21 protein-coding genes are annotated in these 24791 nt (G+C 64.2%); 14 read left to right on the forward strand and 7 right to left on the reverse strand.

Annotation, left to right across the window (positions count from 1 at the left end; genetic code table 11):
- The first annotated feature begins 40 nt into the window (after positions 1-40).
- On the forward strand, positions 41-1408 hold the full coding sequence (locus tag BFX80_RS00075) for a sodium-dependent transporter (protein ID WP_077379825.1): 1368 nt from the start codon (positions 41-43) through the stop codon (positions 1406-1408).
- 483 nt (positions 1409-1891) lie between these two features.
- Here the strand turns inward: BFX80_RS00075 and BFX80_RS00080 are convergent, their stop codons facing one another.
- Entirely contained in the window at positions 1892-2110 is a 219-nt protein-coding gene (locus BFX80_RS00080) for a PA3496 family putative envelope integrity protein (RefSeq protein ID WP_077379827.1), read from the reverse strand.
- Between the two features lie 166 nt (positions 2111-2276).
- Between BFX80_RS00080 and hexR the strand changes: the two genes are divergently transcribed.
- From hexR to BFX80_RS00095, 3 genes are all read left to right on the forward strand, one after another.
- Positions 2277-3143 (forward strand): transcriptional regulator HexR, encoded by an 867-nt coding sequence (gene hexR / locus BFX80_RS00085; protein ID WP_043331730.1) that lies wholly within the window; start codon positions 2277-2279, stop codon positions 3141-3143.
- 176 nt (positions 3144-3319) lie between these two features.
- Positions 3320-5542 (forward strand): DNA helicase II, encoded by a 2223-nt coding sequence (uvrD, locus tag BFX80_RS00090; RefSeq protein WP_084209565.1) that lies wholly within the window; start codon positions 3320-3322, stop codon positions 5540-5542.
- Between the two features lie 192 nt (positions 5543-5734).
- The gene (locus tag BFX80_RS00095; protein ID WP_077379831.1) at positions 5735-6835 is read left to right on the forward strand and encodes a TRAP transporter substrate-binding protein; all 1101 of its coding nucleotides are present in this window, start codon (positions 5735-5737) and stop codon (positions 6833-6835) included.
- A gap of 129 nt (positions 6836-6964) precedes the next feature.
- Here BFX80_RS00095 and BFX80_RS00100 read toward each other — a convergent pair whose 3' ends face one another.
- Positions 6965-7390, reverse strand: coding sequence for an acyl-CoA thioesterase (locus tag BFX80_RS00100; protein ID WP_084207707.1), 426 nt, complete (start codon positions 7388-7390; stop codon positions 6965-6967).
- A 388-nt stretch (positions 7391-7778) separates the two neighbouring features.
- Here BFX80_RS00100 and BFX80_RS00105 point away from each other — a divergent pair, with 388 nt between their 5' ends.
- From BFX80_RS00105 to cysZ, 6 genes are all read left to right on the forward strand, one after another.
- Positions 7779-8777 (forward strand): PstS family phosphate ABC transporter substrate-binding protein, encoded by a 999-nt coding sequence (locus BFX80_RS00105; protein WP_084207708.1) that lies wholly within the window; start codon positions 7779-7781, stop codon positions 8775-8777.
- Positions 8778-8916: 139 nt separating this feature from the next.
- Positions 8917-10947: an ABC transporter permease subunit gene (locus BFX80_RS00110; RefSeq protein ID WP_167592948.1), complete on the forward strand. Its 2031-nt coding sequence runs from the start codon at positions 8917-8919 to the stop codon at positions 10945-10947.
- Entirely contained in the window at positions 10944-12743 is a 1800-nt protein-coding gene (pstA, locus tag BFX80_RS00115) for a phosphate ABC transporter permease PstA (RefSeq protein WP_084207710.1), read from the forward strand. The genes BFX80_RS00110 and pstA overlap by 4 nt, the downstream gene beginning before the upstream one ends.
- Positions 12740-13585, forward strand: coding sequence for a phosphate ABC transporter ATP-binding protein PstB (gene pstB / locus BFX80_RS00120; protein ID WP_077379842.1), 846 nt, complete (start codon positions 12740-12742; stop codon positions 13583-13585). Before pstA ends, pstB begins: the two co-directional genes overlap by 4 nt.
- A 256-nt stretch (positions 13586-13841) precedes the next feature.
- Positions 13842-14567: a phosphate signaling complex protein PhoU gene (gene phoU, locus BFX80_RS00125; protein ID WP_077379844.1), complete on the forward strand. Its 726-nt coding sequence runs from the start codon at positions 13842-13844 to the stop codon at positions 14565-14567.
- A gap of 186 nt (positions 14568-14753) precedes the next feature.
- A complete protein-coding gene (gene cysZ, locus BFX80_RS00130) occupies positions 14754-15482 on the forward strand; it encodes a sulfate transporter CysZ (protein ID WP_084207711.1) in 729 nt (242 codons plus the stop codon).
- A 105-nt stretch (positions 15483-15587) separates the two neighbouring features.
- On the opposite strand, the gene phoR is transcribed toward cysZ, so the two are convergent.
- From phoR to BFX80_RS00150, 4 genes are all read right to left on the reverse strand, one after another.
- A complete protein-coding gene (gene phoR, locus BFX80_RS00135; RefSeq protein WP_084207712.1) occupies positions 15588-16883 on the reverse strand; it encodes a phosphate regulon sensor histidine kinase PhoR in 1296 nt (431 codons plus the stop codon).
- A 7-nt stretch (positions 16884-16890) separates the two neighbouring features.
- Positions 16891-17580: a phosphate regulon transcriptional regulator PhoB gene (phoB, locus tag BFX80_RS00140; RefSeq protein WP_077379851.1), complete on the reverse strand. Its 690-nt coding sequence runs from the start codon at positions 17578-17580 to the stop codon at positions 16891-16893.
- A gap of 227 nt (positions 17581-17807) precedes the next feature.
- Positions 17808-18689, reverse strand: a complete 882-nt coding sequence (gene ubiA / locus BFX80_RS00145; protein WP_084207713.1) for a 4-hydroxybenzoate octaprenyltransferase — start codon at positions 18687-18689, stop codon at positions 17808-17810.
- Between the two features lie 30 nt (positions 18690-18719).
- Positions 18720-19373 carry a chorismate--pyruvate lyase family protein gene (locus BFX80_RS00150; RefSeq protein ID WP_240499630.1) on the reverse strand — a complete coding sequence of 218 codons (654 nt, stop codon included), beginning with the start codon at positions 19371-19373 and terminating at the stop codon, positions 18720-18722.
- A 151-nt stretch (positions 19374-19524) separates the two neighbouring features.
- On the opposite strand from BFX80_RS00150, the gene BFX80_RS00155 reads away from it, so the two are divergent.
- From BFX80_RS00155 to BFX80_RS00165, 3 genes are all read left to right on the forward strand, one after another.
- Entirely contained in the window at positions 19525-20709 is a 1185-nt protein-coding gene (locus BFX80_RS00155; protein WP_084207714.1) for an NAD(P)/FAD-dependent oxidoreductase, read from the forward strand.
- 291 nt (positions 20710-21000) lie between these two features.
- Positions 21001-21276 (forward strand): HU family DNA-binding protein, encoded by a 276-nt coding sequence (locus BFX80_RS00160; protein WP_024952843.1) that lies wholly within the window; start codon positions 21001-21003, stop codon positions 21274-21276.
- A gap of 178 nt (positions 21277-21454) precedes the next feature.
- The gene (locus BFX80_RS00165) at positions 21455-21811 is read left to right on the forward strand and encodes a hypothetical protein (RefSeq protein ID WP_084207715.1); all 357 of its coding nucleotides are present in this window, start codon (positions 21455-21457) and stop codon (positions 21809-21811) included.
- Positions 21812-21894: 83 nt separating this feature from the next.
- Here the strand turns inward: BFX80_RS00165 and BFX80_RS00170 are convergent, their stop codons facing one another.
- A complete protein-coding gene (locus BFX80_RS00170; RefSeq protein WP_077379862.1) occupies positions 21895-22311 on the reverse strand; it encodes a DUF2780 domain-containing protein in 417 nt (138 codons plus the stop codon).
- Between the two features lie 202 nt (positions 22312-22513).
- Between BFX80_RS00170 and yccS the strand changes: the two genes are divergently transcribed.
- Positions 22514-24766, forward strand: a complete 2253-nt coding sequence (gene yccS, locus BFX80_RS00175) for a YccS family putative transporter (protein ID WP_084207716.1) — start codon at positions 22514-22516, stop codon at positions 24764-24766.
- Positions 24767-24791: the final 25 nt, after the last annotated feature.

Here is a 24791-nt window from a genome sequence, read left to right on the forward strand (position 1 = left end):
TACCCGTGGCTGGCATCATCGCGACGAATCAGGGACTCACATGTCATCCAAACCGCATTCCCACGCTCAGTGGTCTTCTCGCCTGGCCTTCACCCTGGCCGCCGTCGGTTCCTCCGTCGGACTGGGCAACATCTGGAAATTCCCGTACATGACCGGTGAGAGCGGCGGCGGTGCCTTCGTTCTTGTCTATCTGGTCTGCATTCTGTTGATCGGTCTGCCGATCCTGATGTCCGAGTGGCTGCTGGGCCGCCTGGGACAGAAGAACCCGATCTCGACCATGAGTCACATCAGTGCGCGCCTCAAGCGTAGCCCCGCCTGGGTGTTGATCGGGGTGGCCGGTGTGCTCGGCGCCTATCTGATCCTGTCCTTCTACAGTGTCATCGGTGGCTGGGCACTGGCCTTCATCGCCGACGCCGCCAGTGGCAGCTTCGAAAGCCTGACCTCTGACACGGCAGGCAGTCTGTTCGGTGGTCTGCTGGGCGACCCGACCACCCTGCTGGCCTGGCACAGTGCCTTCATGCTGATGGTGATCCTGGTCGTGGCCGGGGGCGTCGCGGGTGGTCTGGAGCGTGCCGCCAAGATCCTGATGCCGCTGCTGGCGGTCATGCTGGTCATGCTGGTCGGGTATGCGGCGACCACTGATGGCTTCGCGGAAGCGGCTGCCTGGCTGCTGACACCGGACTTCTCCAAGCTCGACAAGGATGGCGTGCTGGCGGCGATGGGGCATGCCTTCTTCACCCTGTCACTGGGCATGGGCATCATGATGGCCTACGGCTCCTATCTCTCCGATGACGTCAATATCGGGCGTACCGCGCTGATCGTGGTGGTGCTGGATACCGTCATCGCTCTGCTGGCGGGGCTGGCCATCTTCCCGGTGGTGTTCTCCAATGGTCTCGACGCCGCTGCGGGCCCGGGCCTGATCTTCCAGACCTTGCCGCTGGCCTTCGGCCACATGCCGGGCGGAGAAGTGTTCGGCGTGGTGTTCTTCGTGCTGCTGGTCTTCGCGGCCTGGACCTCAGGCATCTCGCTGCTGGAACCCATCGTCGAATGGCTGGAAGAGAAGACGCCGATGTCACGCGTGGCCTCTGCCTGGGTGGCGGGGATCGCGACCTGGCTGCTGGGGATCGCCACCATCCTGTCCTTCAATCTGTGGAGTGATGTGGCGCCGCTGGGCATGTTCGCCAAGTTCGAGGGCATGACCATCTTCGACCTGCTCGATTACGCGACCAGCAAGCTGATGCTGCCGCTGACCGGCCTGGCGACCATCGTCTTCGTCGGCTGGTTCATGGGGCGTGATGAAGTGCGCAGTCAGCTCAACATGAGCGACTCGGCCTTCAAGCTGTGGAGCTTCGTGGCGCGCTTCATCGCCCCGATCGGCGTGGTGGTGGTCTTCGCCTCCAGCCTGTAATCCCGGCCCCACTCTTCAGGCTGACCTGATGTTCTGTCAGCACGGATCTGACGGCATTGAAGAACGACAAGAGGCTCGCCTATCCGGCGAGCCTCTTGCGTTTCTGGCCGAGATGGCCCGTGCACGACACCCTGGCGGCGACTCGATGCTCAGTGTGGGAGGTGGCGGACGTCACGTTCATATCGGTGTGTACTTGCACCCTGTTGGTGCATCGTCCTGGGCGATGACATGACAATGAGGCAGAGAGTGTCGGTGCAGATGGAGGATGATCGAGAGTGACACCGTGGCGAGCGCGCGGCAGAAGGCAGAGTCATTGCAGAGGGAAATGAAGGCTGAGGGCCCGAAGGCAGAAGAAAATGTCGCGCGGGGGGCTGACCATGCTCATCAGAGATGGCGGCAACAAGGACAGAAGCCCGCGTCCCTGAGCTGGCAGGGAGATGGGGGACTGCTCGGCGGGGAGACGTATCGCTCCCCGCCCGAGAATCAGTGGGTATCGATATCGCTTTCCGTTTCCAGCACTTCGATGTCGCTTAAATCCTCGCTCAGGCGCTTGATTTCGTTGTGCATTTCGATTCCGCGTCTGGCGCGGAGGTGGCGGACTGCGCTTTGTTTCTTGCGGGCCTGATGTTCGTCGGCACCGAGGGTCATGAAAATATCGAGAAGCTCGTTCTTGAGCGTATCTACCTGCTCTGAATTACGCATGATTCGACCTCCATGGCATCCAAAGGATGTGGGCTTTCACTGGCGCCACACCGTTTTACTATAGCTCACTTGACAAAATTGTGACCATAGACCGCCTGTGATGGCGACACCCCCCGGGGGATGTCGTAAGCTCAGGCATGCCCATGAAGTCTGCAAGGAGTGTGCCGTGAGTCATGCCATCTTCGACGACCTGAGGAGCCGGATGGAGAATTTCCGCCGCTCTGAACAGAAGGTTGCCCGTTACGTCCTCCGCCATCCGGAGGAGGTGATTCACATGCGGATCGTCGATCTGGCCAGTGAATCCTCGGTCAGTGAACCGACGGTAGTGCGCTTCTGTCGTGCGATGGGCTTTGCCGGCTTCCAGGACTTCAAGCTCCAGCTGGCGCAACGCCTGGCCACGGGCACCCAGTTCGCCCAGTTCTCGATGAATGACTCCGACAGCGTGGCGGAGTTCTCTCACTCGCTGTTCGATTCCACCATCGGCACGCTGCTGTCAGTGCGTGACCGTCTGGATGCCGAAGCCGTCGCACGCGCCATCCACTCGCTGGCCTCCGCCAGCCGGGTCGAGTTCTACGGCTATGGCGCCTCGGGTGCCGTGGCCCACGATGCCCAGCACAAGTTCTTTCGTCTGCAGATCTCCACTGCCGCCTACACCGACCCGCACATGCAGAACATGTCAGCGGTGACGCTGGGGCCGCGCGACGTGGTGGTCGCCATCTCCCAGACCGGACGCACCAAGGCGCTGATCGCCAGCGTGCGTCTGGCACGGGATGCCGGCGCGACCGTCATCGGCCTGTGTCCCAGCGGCTCGCCGCTGGCGGATGAGGTCACGCTGCCGCTGCATATCGATGTGCACGAAGATACCGAGATCTATACGCCGATGAGCTCACGCATCGCGCACCTGGTGATCGTCGATACGCTGGCGGTCGGTGTCGCCAAGGCGCGTGGGCCCAAGCTCAAGGAGCAACTGGAAGCGGTCAAGAAGAGCCTCGCCACCCTGCGCATCGACGACCACGATTTCGATACCCACTGAGTTCTCGTCACTCAGCACTCGCCAGCAGGATATTGCCCGACAGGGATCAACCATCAGGGGTGCACAAGGCAAGGAAGAGCAAGGCAGGCCGCTGTGATAAGGTGGATGCCTGAACAGGGGCAGTGAATCTCATGCTGCTCCGCTCCTCGATTCCTCTGCCCTGTGGTGAGCCCTGCATGTCCGAATCGCCCCTCCTCGATCACCTCAACACGCATCAGCGTGAGGCCGTGTCCGCGCCGCCGGGCAACATGCTGGTACTGGCGGGGGCCGGTTCCGGCAAGACCCGCGTGCTGGTTCACCGCATCGCCTGGCTGATGGACCAATATCAGTTCTCGCCCTACGCCATCCTGTCGGTGACCTTCACCAACAAGGCCTCGCGGGAGATGCGCACGCGTCTCGAGGCGCTCAATGGCAGCAGCCTGCGCCACATGTGGGTCGGCACCTTCCACTCCATCAGTCACCGTCTACTGCGCACCCACTGGCAGGAGGCGCGCCTGCCTGAGCACTTCCAGATCATCGACAGTGATGACCAGCTGCGCATGGTCAAGCGGCTGCTCAAGGAGCACAACGTCGATGATGAGCGCTGGCCGCCCAAGCAGGTCCAGTACTTCATCGCCGGCTGCAAGGAGGAAGGTCTGCGCGCCCATCAGGTCCAGACCCATGGCGATGCCTACATGGGCAAGATGGTCGAGATGTACGAGCTCTATCAGCTCGCCTGTGAACGCGGCGGCCTGGTCGATTTCGGTGAGCTGCTGCTGCGCTCGCTGGAGCTGCTGCGCGATACGCCGCATCTGCTGGCGCATTACCGCGAGCGCTTCGCCCACCTGCTGGTCGACGAGTTCCAGGATACCAATACCCTGCAGTACGCCTGGCTGAAGCTGCTGGCCGGCGATCGCGAGTGCATGACCGTGGTCGGCGATGATGACCAGTCCATCTACGGCTGGCGTGGCGCGCGGGTCGAGAACATCCAGCGCTTCACCGAGGAGTTCGCCAATACCCGGGTGGTGCGTCTGGAGCAGAACTACCGCTCCTCCAGCGCCATCCTGGAGGCTGCCAACGCCTTGATCAGCCACAACGGCGGGCGCATGGGCAAGGAGCTGTGGACCGACAGCGGCCGTGGCGAGCGGATTCGGGTCTATGCCGGCTTCAACGACATCGACGAATCGCGCTACATCGCCGATACCATCCGCGAACTGGTCAATGAGCATGGTTACAGTCGCGACGAGATCGCGATCCTGTATCGCTCCAACGCCCAGTCACGCGTGCTGGAGGAGACGCTGATCCGCCAGGGCATGCCGTATCGCATCTATGGCGGCCAGCGTTTCTATGAGCGTCTCGAGATCAAGAACGCGCTCGCCTACCTGCGTCTGATGAACAACCGCGAGGACGATGCCGCCCTGGAGCGCGTGATCAACGTGCCGGCGCGTGGCATCGGCATGCGCACCGTCGAGCAGCTGCGCGAGCGTGCGCGCTACGGCAACCTGACCATGTGGCAGGCGATGAGCGATGCGGTTTCCGATGGCGCCCTCAAGGGGCGCGCCGCCACCGCCGTGCGTGCCTTCGCCGACATCATCGATGGCCTCGACAACGACACCGCCGGCATGGCGCTGCATGAGCTGGTCGAGCACGTCATCCACGTCTCCGGCCTGCGCGAGCATCACGCCGCCGAGAAGGGCGAGAAGGGCCAGGCGCGCCTCGAGAACCTTGCCGAGCTGGTCAACGCCTGTCGCGCCTTCAGTCAGGGCGAGCGCATGGACCCGGAAGCCCCCAGCGAAGGGGCCGAGGCGCTGGAGCCCTTCCTCGCCGAAGCCGCGCTGGATGCCGGTGATCATGAAGCCGCCGAAGGCGAGGAATGCGTACAGATGATGACGCTGCACTCCGCCAAGGGGCTCGAATTCCCGGTGGTGTTCGTCGCCGGGGTCGAGGAAGGGCTGTTCCCGCACAAGATGTCACTGGAGGAGCCGGGGCGCCTCGAGGAAGAGCGTCGCCTGTGCTACGTCGGTGTCACCCGTGCCATGCAGCGCCTCTACCTGACCTACGCCGAGCTGCGGCGCATGCACGGCAAGGAGACCTTCCAGCGACCGTCGCGCTTCCTGCGTGAGCTGCCGGAAGAGCTGCTGGAGGAAGTGCGCCTGCGTGGCCAGGTCTCGCGTCCGGTCTCGACCCAGCGTGCTACGCCGAATCGTCGCCCCTCCGGGCCGCGTCAGGAGAGTGTCGAGGCCAATGGCGACATGCCGGCGCTGTCGCTCGGCAGCCTGGTGCGTCATCCGTTGTTCGGCGAGGGCGTGGTCATCAACGCCGAAGGCCAGGGCGAGCGAGCGCGTGTGCAGATCAGCTTCGAGGGCGAAGGCGACAAGTGGCTGGTGCTGGGCTTCGCCAAGCTGGAAGTGCTGAGCTGACCCTCTAGACAGCAGGCGCTGACGCGAGGCGCTGGCGGCCAAGTACCGGCAAGAGACGTCGCGCGGAGAAGGGCGCGGCACTACGGCCTTGGTGCAGTTGTGGGCCATCCATGGGTCGCGGCATAGTGGCAGATAATCTGCTGTCTTGATGCCGCGTCATGCATTGCCCACAACTCGAACAAGGAACGCCCCATGCAACGCCGCCGTTTTCTCTCTGCTCTGGGGGCCGGTGCTGCCGGTCTCGCCGCTGCACCTTTCGTCTCCACGGCCAATGCCGCCGAGGAGGAAACCATCCACTGGAAGATGGTGACCTCCTGGCCGAAGAACTTCCCGGCACTGGGCACCGGTGCCAATGAGTTCGCCAGTCTGATCGGGAAGCTTTCCGGTGGTCGTCTTCAGGTCAAGGTCTATGGGGCCGGTGAGATGGTGCCGGCTTTGGAAGTCTTCGACGCCGTGTCTTCCGGGACAGCCCAGATGGGCCACTCGGCGTCCTATTACTGGAAGGGCAAGGTACCTGCCGCCCAGTTCTTCACCGCCGTGCCCTTCGGCATGAATACCACCGAGACCAACGCCTGGCTGTATCACGGCGATGGCATGAAGCTGTGGGACGAGATCTACGCGCGTCACAACCTCAAGCCGCTGGCGGTGGGCAATACCGGCACCCAGATGGCCGGCTGGTTCAACAAGGAAGTGAACAGTCTCTCGGACATGAAAGGCCTGAAGATCCGCCTGCCGGGGCTCGCGGGTGAAGTGATGAACCGCATCGGTGCCAGTGCGGTGAATCTGCCGGGCAGCGAGATCTTCACTGCGATGGAGACCGGTGTGATCGACGCCACCGACTGGGTCGGTCCCTACAATGATCTGGCCTTCGGTCTGCATCAGGTGGCCAAGTATTACTACTCCCCGGCCTGGAACGAGCCCTCCGCCATTCTCGAAGGCACCGTCAATCTCGAGGCCTGGCAGGCGTTGCCGGAAGACCTCCAGCAGGTGGTGATCCAGGCAGCCAGGATTGCCAATCATGCGATGGTGGATGAATTCGCGCTGCGCAATGCCACCGCCCTGACCTCGCTGGTCGAGGAACATGGCGTTGAGCTGCGCGAATTTCCGCAGGATGTCTACGCGGCGCTGTTCAAGGCGTCCAACGAGGTGCTGGACGAGTTCATCGCCAAGGATGAGGACGCCAGGCGTGTCTACGAGTCCTACCGCGCCTTCCAGCAGCAGGTCGCCCCCTGGACGCGCATCGGTGAACAGGGCTTCCTTGATGCGCGTGCCCGGGTGCTGGGCGAGAGCTGAGGTGACCGCCCGCCGCTGTGTGTGGGGACATCGCGACTCGCTCGTCAGGCAGTGTCAGGCGGGCTCCGGTGGGAAATGAAGAAGCCGCCCCTCGGGGCGGCTTCTTCATGAATGGCGGTGTCCATCACGTCAGACACTTTCCTCGTCGTTGCTCTGTTCCGGCACCGCGCGGATTCGGCCATTGTCGTCCAGGGCCACCATCACGTAGTTGGCCTCGGTCACCTTGGTCAGCGCACGATGGTTGCGCTCCTGAGGCGGCCGAATCCAGACCTCGACCGTGAGCCGTACCGAGCTGCGTCCGACTTCCGTGACGTGCGTGAAGATATTGACCACCGAGCCGACGCGCACCGGTGAGAGAAAGTCGAGGCCCTCCACGGCGACGGTGGCAGTCCGTCCGTTGGCCACACGGCCGGCGGCCAGTTCGCAGGCCTCATCCATGCGATGCATCAACCAGCCACCGCTGATATCGCCATAAAGATTGGTATCGTGACGCTGAGCGATCAGCTTGAGCGTCAGCGTGCCGTTCGGCACCGGGGCATCATCCAGGGCTTGCATGTCGTCACTCGCTGTCTTGTTGTTATGTCTTCAGGGTGCACTGGCGTCGGCGGTTTGCCCAGTGGCGTCGATGGTTTGCCTAGTGGCGATGGAAGGAGAGCCCGAGCGGGCAGTGGCTCACGAAAGGCATCTCATGTCCGGTATCCTACTCTGCCAGTGGAAGGGATGTCCTCTCTCGCCAGGCGTTGCAGCGGGAATTTTCTTGCATTGCAGCATGTTGGTCTCGTGCCTCAACGTTGCAATGAAGGATACTCGGCGCAGCAATGCCGCTGGTGAGACAGCCTCACGCAGGGAAGTGGTATTGAAGGAGTGGCAGGGGTTGAAGGAACAACGCGATAGTCATCACCGCCAATGAGCGCATCATTCATCTTTCAGGCCTGAAATCGTCATGTTCTTCATCGCATCCTTGCGTCGTCCCCGTTGGCTCTCGAGTCGCCTTGCGTTGCTGGCCTGCCTGCTGATGCCGGTCATGCCCGCGTTTGCCGAGGTACCTGAATATCGCCCCGTGCCGGGGGTCGTCGGCAACCTGACGGCCGTGGGCTCCGATACCCTCTCGGTGCTGGTGACGCGGTGGGCGGCTCAGCTGCGTCGCTACCATCCAGGGGTGCGGGTCCAGTTGCAGGCAGCGGGGTCCTCGACGGCGCCGCCTGCCTTGATTGCCGGCACCACACGGGTGGGGCTGATGTCGCGGCCGATGAGCGATCAGGAGCGCCAGGACTTCATCCGGGCATTCGGGTATCCGCCATTGGAAGTCCCCGTGGCGCTGGATGCCATGGGCATCCTCGTACATCGCCGCAATCCGCTGGAGACGATCAGCATCGCGCAGCTCGATGCCATCTTCTCGGCCAGTCATGAGTGTGGCAGTCAGCGGGCCGATCGGTGGGGGCAACTGGGGCTGTCGGGAGACTGGGCTGAGCGTCAGATCAGCCGCTTCGGGCGCAGTGCCACCTCCGGGACCTACGGTGCCTTCCGGCGTGTCGCCCTGTGTGGCGGCGACTTCCGACTGGACGTGAGTGAGCAACCGGGGTCGGCGTCGATCATCGGCGCCGTGGGCTCCTCGCCGGGCGGGATCGGCTACGCCAGCTTCAGCACCTCATCTCCCATGGTCAAACAGCTGTCGGTGAGTCGTGACGCCGGCAGCATGGCGATATTTCCGAGTCGGGCCAGTATCCGCGACGGGCGTTACCCGCTGACACGCGCCCTGTACATCTACGTCAATCGTGTGCCAGACGAGCCGCTGCCGTCATTGGAGCAGGCGTTCCTGTCGTTGATCATGTCGCGTCAGGGACAACAGGCCATCCTGCGGGAAGGCTATGTACCGTTGCCGGACGATCAGCTGAACCAGTGGCGTGAACGTCTGGGGCTGGATGAGGGCGAGGGTCTCTGAGTACGCTTGTCATCTCGCTGTCATCTCATGGACATAATCTTGAGGCAGACCCCATCTTTCGCTCGCGGGAGTGATCCCTCCCCGCGCGCTTCTTCTTTTGTGGTGAATATTCATGCCGGCTGCTGCTGAAGCCTCACGAATGCAATCTCGCCGTCTGCGTCGCGATCGCCTGGCAAGCCTGTGGCTGACGGTTGCCGGTCTTGGCGTGATGGCGCTGGTGGTGGTGATGCTCGGCTATCTGATCAGCGTGTCATGGCCGCTGCTCAAACCGCCCGGCACGACGCCGAGCAGCTCGCAGGTACTGGAATCTCGAGCATTGGACACTCGCGCCGCGGACATGGACGAGTGGCGGATCGAGTGGCTGGCCGGCAACCGGTTGCAGCTGATCCAGCACACCGATGACGGTCTGCGTCGATCGAGTTCCCTCCAGGTACCCGAGGGACTGGATCATCGGCAGGCTCACCTCACGCAGAGCCGACAGCAGCTATGGCTGCGCATGCCCGACCGACAAGGTGATCGTCTGTGGCTGGCAAGACTGGCCTCGACCACGCCGCAAGGCAGCTGGCAGCAGCAATGGCTGCCCGGCCCGGCCAGCCTTTCGGCCCTGGAGGGGCAGTTGCTGGTCACGGCAGGGCCGCATGCCTTCACTCAATGGCAGTTGAACGATGCGTCCGCCGGCCAGGTACCTCTGGCCCGCAAGCTGGGCCGGCAGGAGCATGCTGCCCAGCCGATCACCGCCCTGAGTGTCCTGCGCGGCGGCAAGAGCCTGATCCTGGGGGATGCCGGCGGTGGACTGAGTCATTACCTGCTGCCCGCGCATGCCAGCCCGCTGATCAAGGCGGGAGACTTCGACAGTGGCCTGTCGGCCCCGGTGAGAACCATCGCCGCGGCACATCATGGGTTGGGCTTCGCGGCACTCGACGCGGATGGCCGACTCGGGCTGTATCTCGCCACGGCCGAGCGTCGTCGGCAGCTGGTGGACTGGCTGTCACCCGCACAGGTGGCGGCAGGAGTCGAGTTGAGCTTCCAGCAGGCGGATCATCGTCTGCTGGCACGGCCAACGTCCGTGGCAGGTGGTCTGGGGGCTCTTGAACAGGCCTATGCGGGTCTCGAGATCCGTGATCCGCATCAGGTCGTGGGGCTTGGCGCGATCTTCGGCAAGGTCTGGTATGAGGGGCGTGACGCACCGGCCTGGATCTGGCAGCTGGAGAGCACCGGTGCCCATGAACCCCGCCTGTCGCTGGTACCCATCATGTGGGGGACGCTCAAGGTCGCGCTGGTCGGCCTGCTGTTTGCCGTGCCGTTGGGACTGGGCTGTGCCATCCATGTGGCCTGTTTCATGGCCCCGCGCCAGCGGGCGCGCATCAAGCCGATGCTGGAGATGATGGAGGCCTTGCCCACGGTGGTGATCGGCTTCATCGCGGCGCTGGTGGTCGCGCCCTTCGTCGAGCGTGAATTGATGGCCGTGCTGCTGGGGCTGGTACTGATTCCGCTGGGCACCATGGTGGCCGGTTTCGTGTGGACCCTGTCGCCGCGCGCACTGCGCAGCCTGATGCCGGAAAACATGGCCGCCTTCGGGCTGTTGCCGCTGCTGATGCTGCTGCTGTGGCTGGATGTGACGCTGGCTCATCAACTGGAAGCCTGGTGGTTCGAGGGCGACATCCGTCAATGGCTGTTTGCCCATCACGGCATCGATTACGCCCAGCGCAATACCCTGGTGACCGGCATGGCGCTGGGGCTGGCGGTGATGCCGACACTCTTCACGCTCAGTGAGGATGCGCTGTCCTCAGTCCCTCGCGGACTGGCGGCGGGGTCCGCGGCACTGGGGGCGACACCCTGGCAGAGTCTGCGCCGCGTGATCCTGCCGGCCGCCGCCGTCGGGCTGTTCTCCGCGGTGATGATCGGCATGGGGCGCGCCGTGGGCGAGACGATGATCGTGTTGATGGTCGCCGGCAACACGCCGCTGGTGGATGCCAGCCTGTTCGAGGGAGTGCGCTCACTGGCGGCGACCCTGGCGATCGAGTTGCCGGAAGCCGAGGTCGGCAGCAGCCATTACCGCCTGCTGTTCCTTGCCGCGCTGGCCTTGTTCCTCTTCACCTTCGTGGTCAATACGCTGGCGGAAGTGCTGCGGCTGCGCTTCATGCCGCCGCAACGTGGAGGCTGGGGATGAGTCGTCCTGATGCGGTACCGCCGTCCTCGTTGCTCAGACCTCGTGAGCCTGTGACGGCGCGTCTGGCGCGTTACTGGCGTGATGGTGGCCCCTGGGGCTGGCTGAATGCCATGGCGGTCAGTGTCTCGCTGGTACTGGTGCTGGGGCTGATCAGCCTGCTGGTGGTGGGCTCGCTCAGTCACTTCTGGCCCTCACGGCTGGTCGAGGTCGAACTCACCACCCAGCCGGGGCAGAGCGTCACGGCGCTCAAGACTACCCGTGGCGAGCCGGCGGCGGACAACCGTCACCTGCTGGGCGAATTGATGCATGAGGAGCTGCGTCCCTCGGCAGCGGACACCGGTGATCAGCAACGTGAGCGACAGTCGCAGCGCTGGTGGCTGCTGCAGACCTCCTCTCAGGATGGGGCCTCGGCGAGCTGGCAGTGGCTGCCGGATACCCTGATGGAGAATATCCGCTTTCCTCGCCAGGCACTGATGCTGGAAATGCGCGACGGGCGAGTGCTGTATGGCATGGCCAGAGCGCTGAGTGATCCGCTCACCGGTGAGCTGGATCATTCTCCGCAGCTCTCCTCCGACAGTGCGGTCCCGGGGGCACCGACTCCTTCACTGCACCAGAATGCCGAGGCACTGCATGCGCGGTTGGCGGCGCTTGAGGGCCAGCGTCGTCAGCTGGCGGCACTGCGCGCTGACAGCGAGGCCTTGAGCGCGCGCCTGCTGGCCTTGCAGCAGCAACTGTCCGCTCGACAAGGGCCTGTCACGACGCAGGACGAGGCGGATGCCTCCTTGATCGCGGAGCTCGAGACGACACGCGAGGCACTGATCACCCGTGAGGGGCAATTGCTGGCCCTCCGGGGAGCCCTGGACGCCGGCCAGCTGCTGCTCGGGGGCAATGGCGGTCATGAGGGGCGCATCGCGCTGAATGACATCCGTCATGTCTGGCAGCCGAATGCCATGGGCTTTGGCGGACGACTGTTGCTGACGCTGGAGCGCTTTCGCGACTTCGTCTCCGGCTCGCCCAATGAAGGCAGTGGCGGCATCTGGCCCGCCATCTTCGGTACCGTGCTGATGGTGGTGCTGATGGCGATTCTGGTGATGCCCTTCGGCGTGATGGCGGCCCTCTATCTACACGAGGTCGCGCATCAGGGGCGTCTCACGCGGCTGACCCGCATCGCGCTGCGCAATCTCGCCGGCGTGCCTTCCATCGTCTATGGGGTCTTCGGGCTGGGGTTCTTCGTCTACGGGCTGGGGGCCGGCCTGGATGAACTGTTCTTTTCCGAGCGTCTGCCGACCCCCACCTTCGGCACCGGTGGATTGCTGTGGGCATCGCTGACGCTGGCGCTGCTGACGCTGCCGGTGGTGATCGTGGCCACGGAGGAGGGGCTGGCGCGGGTGCCGCATCGCCTGCGCGAAGGCGCGCTGGCACTGGGTGCCACGCGCTTTGAGACCCTCAGGCGCGTGGTGATACCCGCGGCATCTCCGGCCTTGATGACCGGGCTGATTCTGGCGGTGGCGCGTGCGGCAGGCGAGGTCGCGCCCTTGATGCTGGTCGGCGTGGTCAAGCTGGCGCCGGACCTGCCGCTGGATGACAGCTTCCCGTGGCTGCATCTGGATCGCAAGTTCATGCACCTCGGCCATCAGGTCTATGATCTGGCCTTCCAGAGCAGCGATGCCTTCAGCAGTCGCCCGCTGGTCTACGCGACCGCGCTGGTGCTGGTGGTCGTGATCCTGTGCCTCAATCTGAGTGCCATTCGCCTGCGTCACATGCTGGCACAACGTTACAAGGGAGCCACCGAATGAAGCGTGACTCTGCACGTGAGAGCGTCCAGTCGAGCTCGCAGCATCCCGAGGTCGTCAATCCGCAGGACACGTGCCTGGAAACCCGCCACCTGTGCCTCGATTATCAGGCGCAGGTGGGCAAGGAGCGTCACCGACGGCGTGCGCTTGACGATATCAGCCTGCGCATCGCGCGCAAGCGCGTGACGGCTTTCATCGGTCCCTCGGGATGTGGCAAGTCGAGCCTGCTGCGCACCTTCAATCGCATGACTGATCTCGATGAGCAGTCACGCCTGAGCGGCAAGGTCTGGCTGGAAGGCGAGGACATCCATGCCCGGGGCGTGGATGTCCCCATGCTGCGCCGGCGCGTCGGCATGGTGTTCCAGACGCCCAACCCCTTTCCGATGTCGGTCTACGAGAACGTGGCCTTCGGGCTGAGGCTGGTCGGCGAGAATGACAAGCGCCATCTGGATGACAAGGTCGAATCCTGTCTGCGGGCCGCGGCGCTGTGGGAGGAAGTGAAGGACCGGCTGTTCGACAGCGCGCTGGGGCTTTCCGGTGGCCAGCAGCAGCGCCTGGTGATCGCGCGCACGCTGGCGGTGGAGCCGGAAGTCCTGCTGCTGGATGAGCCAGCCTCGGCGCTGGACCCGATCTCGACGCTCAAGATCGAGGAGCTGATCCGCTCGCTGCGCTCACGCCTGACGTTGGTCATCGTCACCCACAACATGCAGCAGGCAGCACGTGTCTCGGATGCCACGGCCTTTCTGCATGAAGGGCAGCTGGTGGAATATGCCCCGACCGATCAGCTGTTCACCAATCCGCGTCGTCGCCAGACCGAGGACTACATCACCGGTCGTTTCGGGTGAGATCACCAAAGCGGCACTGCAGGTGGCTGACACGTGTCTCGCGCGGGACGTTGGCGGATGGGCCATCGCGTCGTCGATATGTCAGCGCGGCGCAAGATTCGATTGGCGTCCCGGCGCTCGAGTGAAATATAACTGCAATCAAGAGGCGTCATGCTAGGAGGGAGCCGCCTGCGCCAGACCCTGCTGCAGCGCTTCTACATCAATGCCACATGTCAGAGACCGCCTGCCTCGGCGGATGACTTCCCGGGAGAGGGTAATGGATATCACCAGCGATTCGCACGGCAAGCACATATCCCAGCAGTTCAATCACGAGCTGGATGCGCTGAAGACACACCTGCTGGCCATGGGCGGTCTGGTGGAGAAGCAGCTGCAGGATGCCGTCACGGCCCTGCTGGAGGGTGACAGCGAGACGGCGACACGCGTGCGTGACAATGACAAGGCCGTCAACGACATGCAGCTGAAGATCGATGACGAGTGCACCCGCGTGCTGGCGCGCCGTCAGCCGGCGGCCTCCGATCTGCGTCTGGTGCTGGCCGTGATTCGCGCCACCTCGGACCTGGAGCGTATCGGCGATGAATCCAGCAAGATCGCGCGCAATGCCATCTCGCTGGTCGAGAACGGCCAGAGCCCGCGTGGCATGGTCGAGGTTCGTCACCTCAGTCAGCATGTGCGCAGCATGGTGCGTGACTCGCTGACCGCCTTCGCCCGCTTCGATACGGATCTGGCGCTCAAGGTACTGCGTGAGGATGCCTCGGTGGATCTGGAATACCAGAGCGCGATGCGTTCGCTGATGACCTTCATGATGGAAGACGCGCGCCAGATCACCCCGGTGCTCAACGTGATGTGGATTCTGCGTGCGCTGGAGCGTATCGGGGATCACGCCGACAACCTCGCCGAGTACGTCATCTTCCTGGTCAAGGGCGTGGACGTGCGTCACACCGACACCCATGACCTCCAGCCGCAGGATCTCGACAAGCCCTGACGTGCAGGCCCCTTCCCCGGGGCCTGACGCCTGTCTGCCGATGACGCCCCGCCTCTGTCCCGCCGACGGAGTGCGGGGCGTCTGCCATTCGATGCGCCGACAGCTGCGTGGGGCGGGTGGTAGTGCTAGGGTGTGGCTCCGGCCGCCTGAGGGCAGCCGCCTTTCACGAAATGACGAGGACGTCGCATGATTGATGCCGTATCGGCGCTGGTCCGCGGGACCCGCATGGTCTATACCCCCGGGCTACGCCGTTTCGTGTTCGTACCACTGGCGATCAACCTGGTGCTCTACAGTGCCACGCTGTGGCTGTTGTTCAGCCAGTTCGAGGGCTGGATCGATTACTGGATGCTCAAGGTGCCCAGCTGGCTGGAATGGCTGAGCTGGTTGATCTGGCCGGTGCTGGTGCTGAGTCTGTTGCTGGCGGTGTTCTTCACCTTCAGCCTGGTGACCAATCTGATCGCGGCGCCGTTCTACGGCATTCTGGCCGAGAAGGTCGAGCATCGACTGGATGGCACCCTGATCGAGGATGAGCGTGGCCTGGTGAAGATCGGGATCGACTCGCTGGGGCGCGAGATGGCCAAACTGGGTTACTTCATTCCCCGCATGATCGCGCTGTTCATTCTCGGCTTCATTCCGGGCCTGAATCTGCTCTCACCGCTGCTGTGGGGGCTGTTCTCGGCCTGGAGCATGGCGATCCAGTATCTGGACTATCCGATGGACAACCATCAGGTCAGCTTCGGCGACATGAAGCAGCGTCTCAAGGCGCGCTGGTGGCCGTCACTGACCTTCGGTGGTGCCGTGTTCGTGCTGACGCTGGTGCCCTTGGCCAACCTGCTGTTCATTCCCGGGGCCGTGGCGGGTGCCGTCCTGATGTGGCAGAGCCACTACCGACAGCTGCCTGCCCCGCGCCGCTGAGCCAGGCTTTATCGCGAGCGTTGACGAACGCAGATACCACGACGCCCCGCCGTGACCTCATGCAGAGGGCGCGGCGGGGCGTTCGTGTCAGTGGGGCTGCAACCGTCAGGCAGTCGTCGCGCAGCGGCGTTCCGCCGGGAAATGACAACGGAAGCGTGCGCCCTCGCCGGGCAGGCTGTCGATCTCCAGGCGGCCCTGATGGCGGATCAGCACATGCTTGACGATGGCCAGTCCCAGCCCGGTGCCACCAGTGGCGGTGCTGCGTCCCTTGTCGATGCGATAGAAGCGCTCCGTCAGGCGCGGTAGATGCACGGGATCAATGCCGTCACCGTCATCCTCCACCTCGACCATCACGCCCTCGCTGGTGCTCTGGCAGCGCAGCGTGATGTGGCAGTCTTCCGGCGTGTAACGCACCGCATTGAAGACCAGATTCGAGATCGCGCTTCTCAGCTCCTGCTCCTCACCCATCAGGGCCAGTCCGGGCTCGACCGCCACCGTGATGACATGCCGCTCCTTCGAGAGGCCTTCGGCATCTTCCCGGATACGCGTCAGCAGCTGTGCCATGTCGATGCGACGTCCTTCGCCCGACAGCTCGTCGGTCTCCAGGCGCGACAGGGTCAGCAGATCCTCGACGAGGTGCTGCATGCGGTCGGTCTGACTCTGCATCTGTCCCAGGCCACGCTGCCAGCGCGGGGGCAGGTCATCGGCATAGTCGGAATAGGTCTCGAGATAGCCGGCCAGTACCGTCAGCGGCGTGCGCAGCTCATGGGAGACATTGGCCACGAAGTCGCGGCGCATTTCCTCGAGACGGTAGAGACGGGTGACATCGCGCACCATCACCAGGCGCTCGTTGTCACCGAACAGGGTGATGGAGATCTGCAGGGTCAGGTTGTCGGAGAGCGGCGATTGCAGGGTCAGCGGCTCACGATAGGCCAGCCGATTGAAGTAATCGATGAACACGGGGTCACGCAGATAGTTGGTGACGTGCTGGCCGCGGTCGTGACTGGCCTTGAGGCCGATCAACTGCTCGGCAGCGCTGTTCCACCACTCCATGTCGCCGTGATTGTCGAGCATCACCAGGCCATCGCGCATCGCTTCCGAGGATTCCTGGATGCGATTGAGGATACTGCGCAGTCGCTCCTGCGCCTGACGCTGACCCTTCTGGTAGCGATACAGACGATCGAGCAGATCCCCCCAGACGCCATCGCCGGGCGGCGGCTCTTCATGGGGGTTGGTGATCAGCCAGGTGTAGAGGCTCTTGAGGTGCTTGAGATGGACGAACAGGTACAGCGCCAGCCCCAGCGCCAGGCCCCAGCCCAGCAGGCCGAGCAGTCCGCCGACCAGCCCGAAGCCGCCCGCCAGATAGCCCAGCCGCCATAGCTCGTTCGTCCAGTAGCGCATCCGCGTCTCAGGCCTGGGCGCTGAAGCGATAACCGGTACCGCGGACGGTCTGGATCAAGTGCTGATGCCCCTCGCCCAGCGCCTTGCGCAGACGACGAATGTGCACGTCCACGGTGCGCTCCTCGACATAGACATTGCCGCCCCAGACCTGATCCAGCAGCTGGCTGCGGGTGTAGGCGCGCTCCTGATGGGTCATGAAGAACTGCAGCAGGCGGTATTCGGTGGGGCCGACCTCCAGGGAGTTGCCGTGTGCGGTCACGCGGTGGCTGGCGGGGTCGAGCATCAGACCCTCGACTTCCACCGACTCCTCGACGCCCTTGGGCGTGGTGCGGCGCAGCACGGCCTTGAGGCGTGCCACCAGCTCGCGTGGCGAGAAGGGCTTGGTGATGTAATCGTCCGCCCCGGCCTCGAGCCCCTGGATCTTGTTGTCTTCCTCGCCCTTGGCGGTGAGCAGGATGATCGGCAGCTCCGCCGTGGTCTCGTCACGCTTGAGGCGGCGCGCCAGTTCCAGCCCGCTGGTGCCGGGCATCATCCAGTCCAGCAACAGCAGATCGGGCTTTTCATCGACGACGATGGCGTGGGCGTCCTGGGCATTGTCGGCCTCCAGCACGCGGTAATCCGCCATTTCCAGGGCGACGGCGATCATCTCGCGTATCGAGGATTCGTCGTCGACAATCAGTACGGTCTTGGAGCTCATCGCTAGATCCCATGCAGCAGTCGGCGCACGCGCCAGAATGACAAGTCGATGACGATTACAACCTGCTTATATGACAGTGAGATGACAATCGCCAGCTTGGCAGCTTGCCGCCCGGCTTGCCAGCGAGTCCCTCAACTCTCGCGAGGCGTGAATGCCACGCCTCGCCGCATGAGGAAGATCGCTGGCAGACCGGATGAGGACTCGGGCCCATTGGCCGGAAAGAGGGGTCAGGCAGCTGGCCAGGTCGCCAGCGCGATGCCCGCGAAGATCAGCAGGCCGGACCAGTGGTTGTTGAGAAATGCCTGGAAGCAGGGGCCACGCTCCCGCTCGCGAATCAGGCGCTGCTGCCAGACGAAGGTCACGGCCGCCGCGGCCAGCCCCAGCCAGTAGAAGATGCCCAGCGCCAGGTGCAGGCCGATGCCGATCAACACCGCCAGCATGCCCAGCTGCAGCAGACCGATCATCAGCGTGTCGGCGCGGCCGAACAGCACGGCGGTGGACTTGATGCCGACCTTGAGGTCGTCATTGCGATCGACCATCGCATAGGCGGTGTCGTAGGCCACCGTCCACATCAGATTGGCCGCGAACAGCCACCAGCCATAGGTCGGCACCTCCTCAAGCGTCGCCGCGAAGGCCATCGGAATCGCCCAGCCGAAGGCGGCACCCAGCACCACCTGCGGCAGATGATGGAAGCGCTTCATGAACGGATAGCTGGCCGCCAGCAGCACGGCGACGATCGACAGCAGCACCGTGGTCAGGTTGGTGAAGCACACCAGCACGAAGGCGGCCGCGACCAGCACACCGAACAGGGTCAGCGCCTCGCGCTCCGTGATGCGTCCTGAGGTCAGCGGGCGATCCCGGGTGCGTTCGACATGCTTGTCCCAGTGGCGATCCGCGTAGTCGTTGATCACGCAGCCGGCGGCACGCATCAGATAGACGCCAGCCACGAAGATCAGCAGCGTATCGCGGTCCGGTAGCCCATCGGCCGCCAGCCACAGGGCCCATAGGGTCGGCCACATCAGCAGCCAGGTGCCGATGGGGCGGTCCAGACGAGTCAGGGCGAGGTAATCGGCCAGTTTGGACGGGCGGGAAGCGGATGACGCTGACATCAGGACTCCTGATCGAACGGCAGTGGGGAATCAGAGTTCCAGAGCGTGCTGGAACCGAGGGGTGAAACCTTCCTGGACCAGTACCCGGAAGCGACCGTGCGAGAACATCGAGCGGCGCATCCACAGGCTGGCGGTGCGTGCCAGCGGCTGCGTGCTGGCAAGTCTCAGTGGCGCCCGGCTGACATCGATGGCGCTGCGGGTCAGGTCGGGCTGGCGGAACAGCCAATGGCCCAGCGAGCCTTCGCCGAGCGTCGAAAGACGGTGGCCATGGGCCAGGTCCAGCGCCGCCAGCGAGCGCGCGATCACCCAGGGCTCATCGCCATGACACAGGGCCACTTCGCGCCGCCAGACATGGCGTCGTGGCGCGATACCCAGCATCCGCGCCTCATCACGCCGGGCAGGGCCGGTGTCCTGCAGCAGCAGGCGCACGCGCAGCCCCTGACCATCGAGCATGCGCATGGCGTGATCGAGACGCTGGGTCAGCGAGTCACTGGAGGACAGCCATGGCCACCAGCCGGCCGGCATGACGCCTTGCAGGCTCGCGGCGGGCTGCCAGTGACGGCGGACCGCCGAGTCCATCGCTCTCTGGTGAGCGCAGGGGCAGGGAGTGTTGAGTTCCGAGCGAGACATGGCCCGGATGGCGATCTTGCCGGCAAACGCTGCCGAGTGGGAGTGACAGACCACGATGAATTCCCTGTCAGGATGACAAGTGGCGAGTCTAGCACGCCCGAACCGCAAGGCCTGCAGCGTGAGCATGCCCGCGCCAGTGGCAGGCTGGTATGCTGGGGCCCGACTACCCTCTTTTCCTCTCGGATCGATCTCAGGAGATGGCGCCATGCGCGACCCTCGTACCCTTGTCATCATCGGCACCGGCATGGCCGGCATTGGCCTGGCGCGTGCCCTGCGTGCGCGTGACAAGGACAGTCGACTGATCCTGGTCAGTCAGGACAGTGGCCACGATTACGCCAAGCCTCTGCTGTCCACCGCCTTTGCCAAGGGCATGAGCGCCCGGGCATTGGCACGGCAGACCTCCGTGGCCCTGGTGGATGAACTGGACGCCGAGCTGCGCACCCATCAGCGAGTGACGAGCATCGATACCCACGCGCGACAGGTCTGGCTGGGCGAGGAATGCCTGGCCTATGACGAGCTGGTGCTGGCACTCGGTGCCGCGCCGCGGCGACCCTTCCCCATCGATGACTCGGTCGGCTCGCGCGTGATGAGCATCAATGATCTCGATGACTACGCCGCCTTCAGCGCCACGCTGACGGCAGCGCGTGAGGCGGGGGAGAGTGGCCGTGTCGTGATCGTCGGTGCCGGTCTGGTGGGGTGTGAATACGCCAATGACCTGAAAGCCGCAGGACATGAGGTCACCTTGGTCGCGGCGGGAGACACTCCGCTGGATGGCTTGCTTCCCCAGGCGCTCGGCCGGCGACTTGGCAAGGCCTTCGATGCCATCGGCGTGCGTCGGCTGCAAGGAGAGATGGTCGAGACCATCACCGCCGGCAAGGCAACGCAGGCGCCCGTCAGCGTGGTGCTGCAGAGTGGTCATGCGGTGGAGGGCTCGCTGGTGCTGCTGGCCACGGGGCTCGCGCCACGCATCAAGCTGGCACAGGGCGCGGGGTTGAGTGCTGGTGGGGACGGCATCCGCGTCGATCGTCACCTTGCCACCTCCCGGCCGCATGTCTGGGCGCTGGGAGACTGCGCCAGTGTCGAAGGGGTCAATGCCATGTACGTGCAGCCCCTGCAGGCCGCAGCCCGGGTGCTGGCCGCCAATCTGTGCGGCGAGGCGGTCGAGCTCGACTGGAAGGCCTGGCCCGTGCTGGTCAAGACACCGGCGCTGCCCATCGTGGCCTACCCGCCTCGGACGGCCGTGGCGCGCTGGGACATCACGGGCGAGGGAGATGATCTCGATGCACGCGCTCTCGATGCGAACGAACGCTTGATTGGATATGCGTTGACAGGCGCCTCCGTTCGCAGGAAAGTCGAGCTGGCGCGGCAGGCACCGCCGTTGCTAGGCTAGGCGATGCCATGGCCGATGGTCGCAGACCCCTTGAAGCCAGCGTAGTCAGGCACGATAGTGAAGTTTCCGTCACAGAGCGTCAGGCGAGAATCAGGGACGACGTGTTACCGATGACGTTCACCCCGTGAAAGGGGGACTCGGTATCGCATCGCCCAAGCGCCATGCAATGCCAGCAAGTGCAGCAACATCCGTGCAAGAACAACATCCGTGCAAGAACAACATTCGTGCAAGAACAACAATGAATCGGCGGCTGAGCCGCCCGTGCAGAATGCCAAACCAGGAGGGCTTTTCATGCGCAAGCCAGAACTCGCTGCGGCCATCGCCGAGCGTGCGGATCTGTCCAAGGACAAGGCTAGTCAAGTGTTGAACGTGATTCTCGACGAGATCACCCACACGGTCGCCAAGGGCAACGATGTTTCATTGATTGGTTTTGGCTCCTTCACGGTGCGTCAGCGTGCAGCGCGTACCGGCAAGAACCCCCAGACAGGCAAACCCCTGACCATCCCGGCCAGCAAGACAGTGGCCTTCAAGCCGGGCAAGTCATTGAAGGATGCGGTGACCAAGTAAGTCTGGTCCACGTCGCCGCGCCCCTGCTGGCGTGGCGGCCCGCCATGCTTGCCCGATGTCAGTATCGATGCCACCGGCTCCGCCACTCGGGCCCGGTGGCATTTTGTCATGGACGGTATCGATGGCTGTTCGCGGCTGACCGCTTGACCGTGCCGCCTCTCAAGGAAGGAATGACGCCATGAAGCTCAAGTTGCTGTTGTGGGTACTGGGCCTGCTGCTCAAGCGTGCCTTCCGGCGCGACCCCGAATTTCGCGCTCAGCTCGAGACGCGTTCGCTGGATTGGGGCGTTGCCACGGAGGATCTGAGCATCGCGCGTCATTATCGGATGTCTCGGGAAGGTGTGACCTCCGGCACCGGTCTGCCGGTGGATACGGAGCTTGAGCTGCGCTTCGCGCATGCTGAGAGTGCGGTGGCCTTCCTGCTCAAGCCGTCTCCCAAGGCCTTCTTGAATGGCATGATGGAGCAGCGCGTGCGTCTGGTCGGGGATTCCGCCCAGCTCAATCGTCTGCAGTCATTGCTCAAGCGGATTCGCTGAACCGACGGCCATGCCGTAGTGACCGAAAAAAACGCCCCGCTGATCTGCTCAGCGGGGCGTTTTTCGTGAGGGCACGCAAGGTGTCACAGCAGATGCTTGAGGCCCGGGATGCCCTCGATGACCTGGTCGACCACACCATCGCCGGCTTGCTCGCGCGCATAGCTCAGCGTCTCATCGGCCACGCCACGTGCCTGATCCATGTTCAGGTCCAGTCCCATCAGCTTCTGGCCCAGCTCCAGTGCTCCCCCTCCGCTGCCTCCGGTGAATGCACTGACCGCCCCCATCAGGCCGCCCATGAGGCCACCGCCCCCGGACTCGGCGGCTTCCTCGCCAGCGCTGCCGATCAACCCTTCGGCGCCCGGAATGGCTCCCAGCAGTGATGCCGCCGGCCCATCCGGGCCCTGTTCACGCACGAACTTGAGAATGAGGCCGACCGCCTGTTCGGCAATCTCCGGTGACAGCCCGAGGGCGCCAGTGACACGTTCGATGAGTGGGTGCATCGGTATTCTCCATGAAATCCGGGGTAGGCATGAGTGGGTAGCATGAGTGGGTAGAGTGGCACGGACGGAGAGTTTGGCGCCTGAAGCGCTTGCCAACGCTTGTGTGAGCCGGAGCTATCGGACACGGCAGAACAGGGTGGTATGCTAGCGGCATAAATCTAAAGTCTAATGCGCTGCTCGCGCCCTGGTCACGGAACACTTCATGACACGCTCCCTGCAACACTCGCTCATCCACTCCCTGCGTCGACTGTGGACGCTGGATGCCTTCAGCTATTCGCTGCGCATGCTCATCGCGCTGGGCGGTGTGATGGCGGTAGGGTTCTGGCTGGACGAGATGGCGCTGGTGATCCCGCTGTTTCTCGGCGTGATTGCCTCGGGACTGGCGGAAACGGATGACCATTGGCGCGGGCGACTGCGCGCGCTGGGCATGACACTGGCCTGCTTCAGCATCGCCGCCGTCTCGGTGGAACTGCTGTTCGGCATGCCGTTGCCCTTCGTGATCGGCCTGGCGCTGGCCACCTTCACTCTGCCGATGCTGGCGGCGATCGATGCCCGCTACGGGGCCATCGCCCGCGCCTCGCTGATTCTGGCCGTGTACACCATGATCAGTCTCGAGCAGCAGCATGGCGATGGGCAGATCGCGCTGCTGGAACGCAGCCTGCCCGAGTGGCTGCGTGAGCCGGGACTGGGCATCAATCTGGTCCAGCCGTTGCTGCTGGTGATCGGCGCGACCTGGTATGGCCTGCTGTCGGTACTGTGGTGCGCGCTGTTCTCGCGTCAGCCGCTCAAGCACAGCATGGCGACCCTCTACCGTGAACTGGGCCGCTATCTGATTCTCAAGGCTCAGCTGTTCGAGCCACTGCGCAACGTGGATCGCTCGGCGCGTCGTCTGGCGCTGGCGGAGCAGAATGGTCGCGTGGTCGTGGCGCTCAACCAGACCAAGGAGATGGTCTTCCGGCGTCTTGCCGGGCGGCGCGACACCAGCAAGCTGGATCGCTACCTGCGGCTCTACTTCATCGCCCAGGACCTTCATGAGCGGGCCAGTTCGAGCCATTACCCCTATGGCCAGCTCAGTGATGCCTTCTTCCACCACGATATCCTGTTCCGCTGTCAGCGCCTGCTGGAGCAGCAGGGCGGCGCCTGCAAGGGGCTGGGCCGGGCGCTGCTGATGCGTCAGCCCTTCGAGGCCAGTGACAGCCAGCAGGCGCTGGAAGACCTCAACGCCTCGCTCGAGTATCTCAAGCAGCAGCATCGGCCTGAATGGCGTCATCTGATGCAGGCGCTGGAGGCGCTGGCGGGCAACCTGCGGTTGATCGAAGGGCAGATCGAGCGACTCGGCGATCTGGAAGCCAGCAGCAGTGAAAGCGACAACAGCCTGCTGGATCGCTCGCCTCACGGCACGCGGGACATGCTCGAGCGCATTCGCAGCCATCTGACCCCGCGCTCGCCGATCTTCCGTCATTCACTGCGCCTGACCGCGACCCTGGTGGCCGGCTATGGCGTGCTGCTGGCGGTCCACCCGACCCAGGGCTACTGGATTCTGCTGACGGGGCTGTTCGTCTGCCGGCCCAGCTTCGGCGATACCCGGCGCACCCTGGCTCAGCGCATCGTCGGTACCTTGATCGGTCTGCTGGCCGGCTGGGCGCTGATCAGCCTGTTCCCGGCCCCCACCCTCCAGGCCGGCATCGCCGTGGTCGCGGGGGTGCTGTTCTTCGCCACGCGCGGGTCACGCTACACCCTGGCGACGGCGGCCATCACCCTGATGGTGCTGGCCTGCTTCAACCAGGTCGGTGATGGCTTCGATCTCATCTGGCCGCGACTGTTCGATACGCTGGTCGGTGGCCTGCTGGCGGGGCTTTCCGTGGTGTTGATCCTGCCGGACTGGCAGGGCCGCAAGCTCTATCGTCAGGCCGGTGTCAGCCTCAAGACCAGCGGGCGCTATCTGGGGGAGGTGCTGTCCCAGTATCGTCACGGCAAGCGCGATGACCTGGCCTACCGCCTGGCGCGGCGCAATGCCCACAATGCCGACGCCGCCTTCTCGAGCCTGCTGGCGACGGCGCGCAAGGAGCCGGGCCATTTCCGGCGTGACGTGGAACCGGGCTTCGGCTTCCTGCTCCATGCCCATACCGCGCTGGGGTATCTGTCGGCATTGGCGGCGCATCGTGGCGAGCTGGAATCTACCTCGTCCGCCAGCAGCGGCATCGAGACGCTGTTGCGCCATGGCGAGCGTCTGAGTCAGCAGCTGACGACATTGGGTGAGCAGCTGGAGGCGGGCGGCGAGATCACCCTCACGCTGGAAAGCGATCATGAGATCGCGGCGCTGGAGGCCGAGATCGAGCAGGTCGAGTCCACCACCGGGCGCCTGGCGCTGTCACAGCTGATTCTGGTGCTGCGGCTGTTGCAGCCGCTGGAAAGTGCCGGCACCCAGCTGATCAAGGCCAGCCGCGCCAGCTGAGGGCTGGCGCGGCTGGCAAGTGGCC

This window comes from Cobetia marina (assembly GCF_001720485.1).
Taxonomy (GTDB): domain Bacteria; phylum Pseudomonadota; class Gammaproteobacteria; order Pseudomonadales; family Halomonadaceae; genus Cobetia; species Cobetia marina.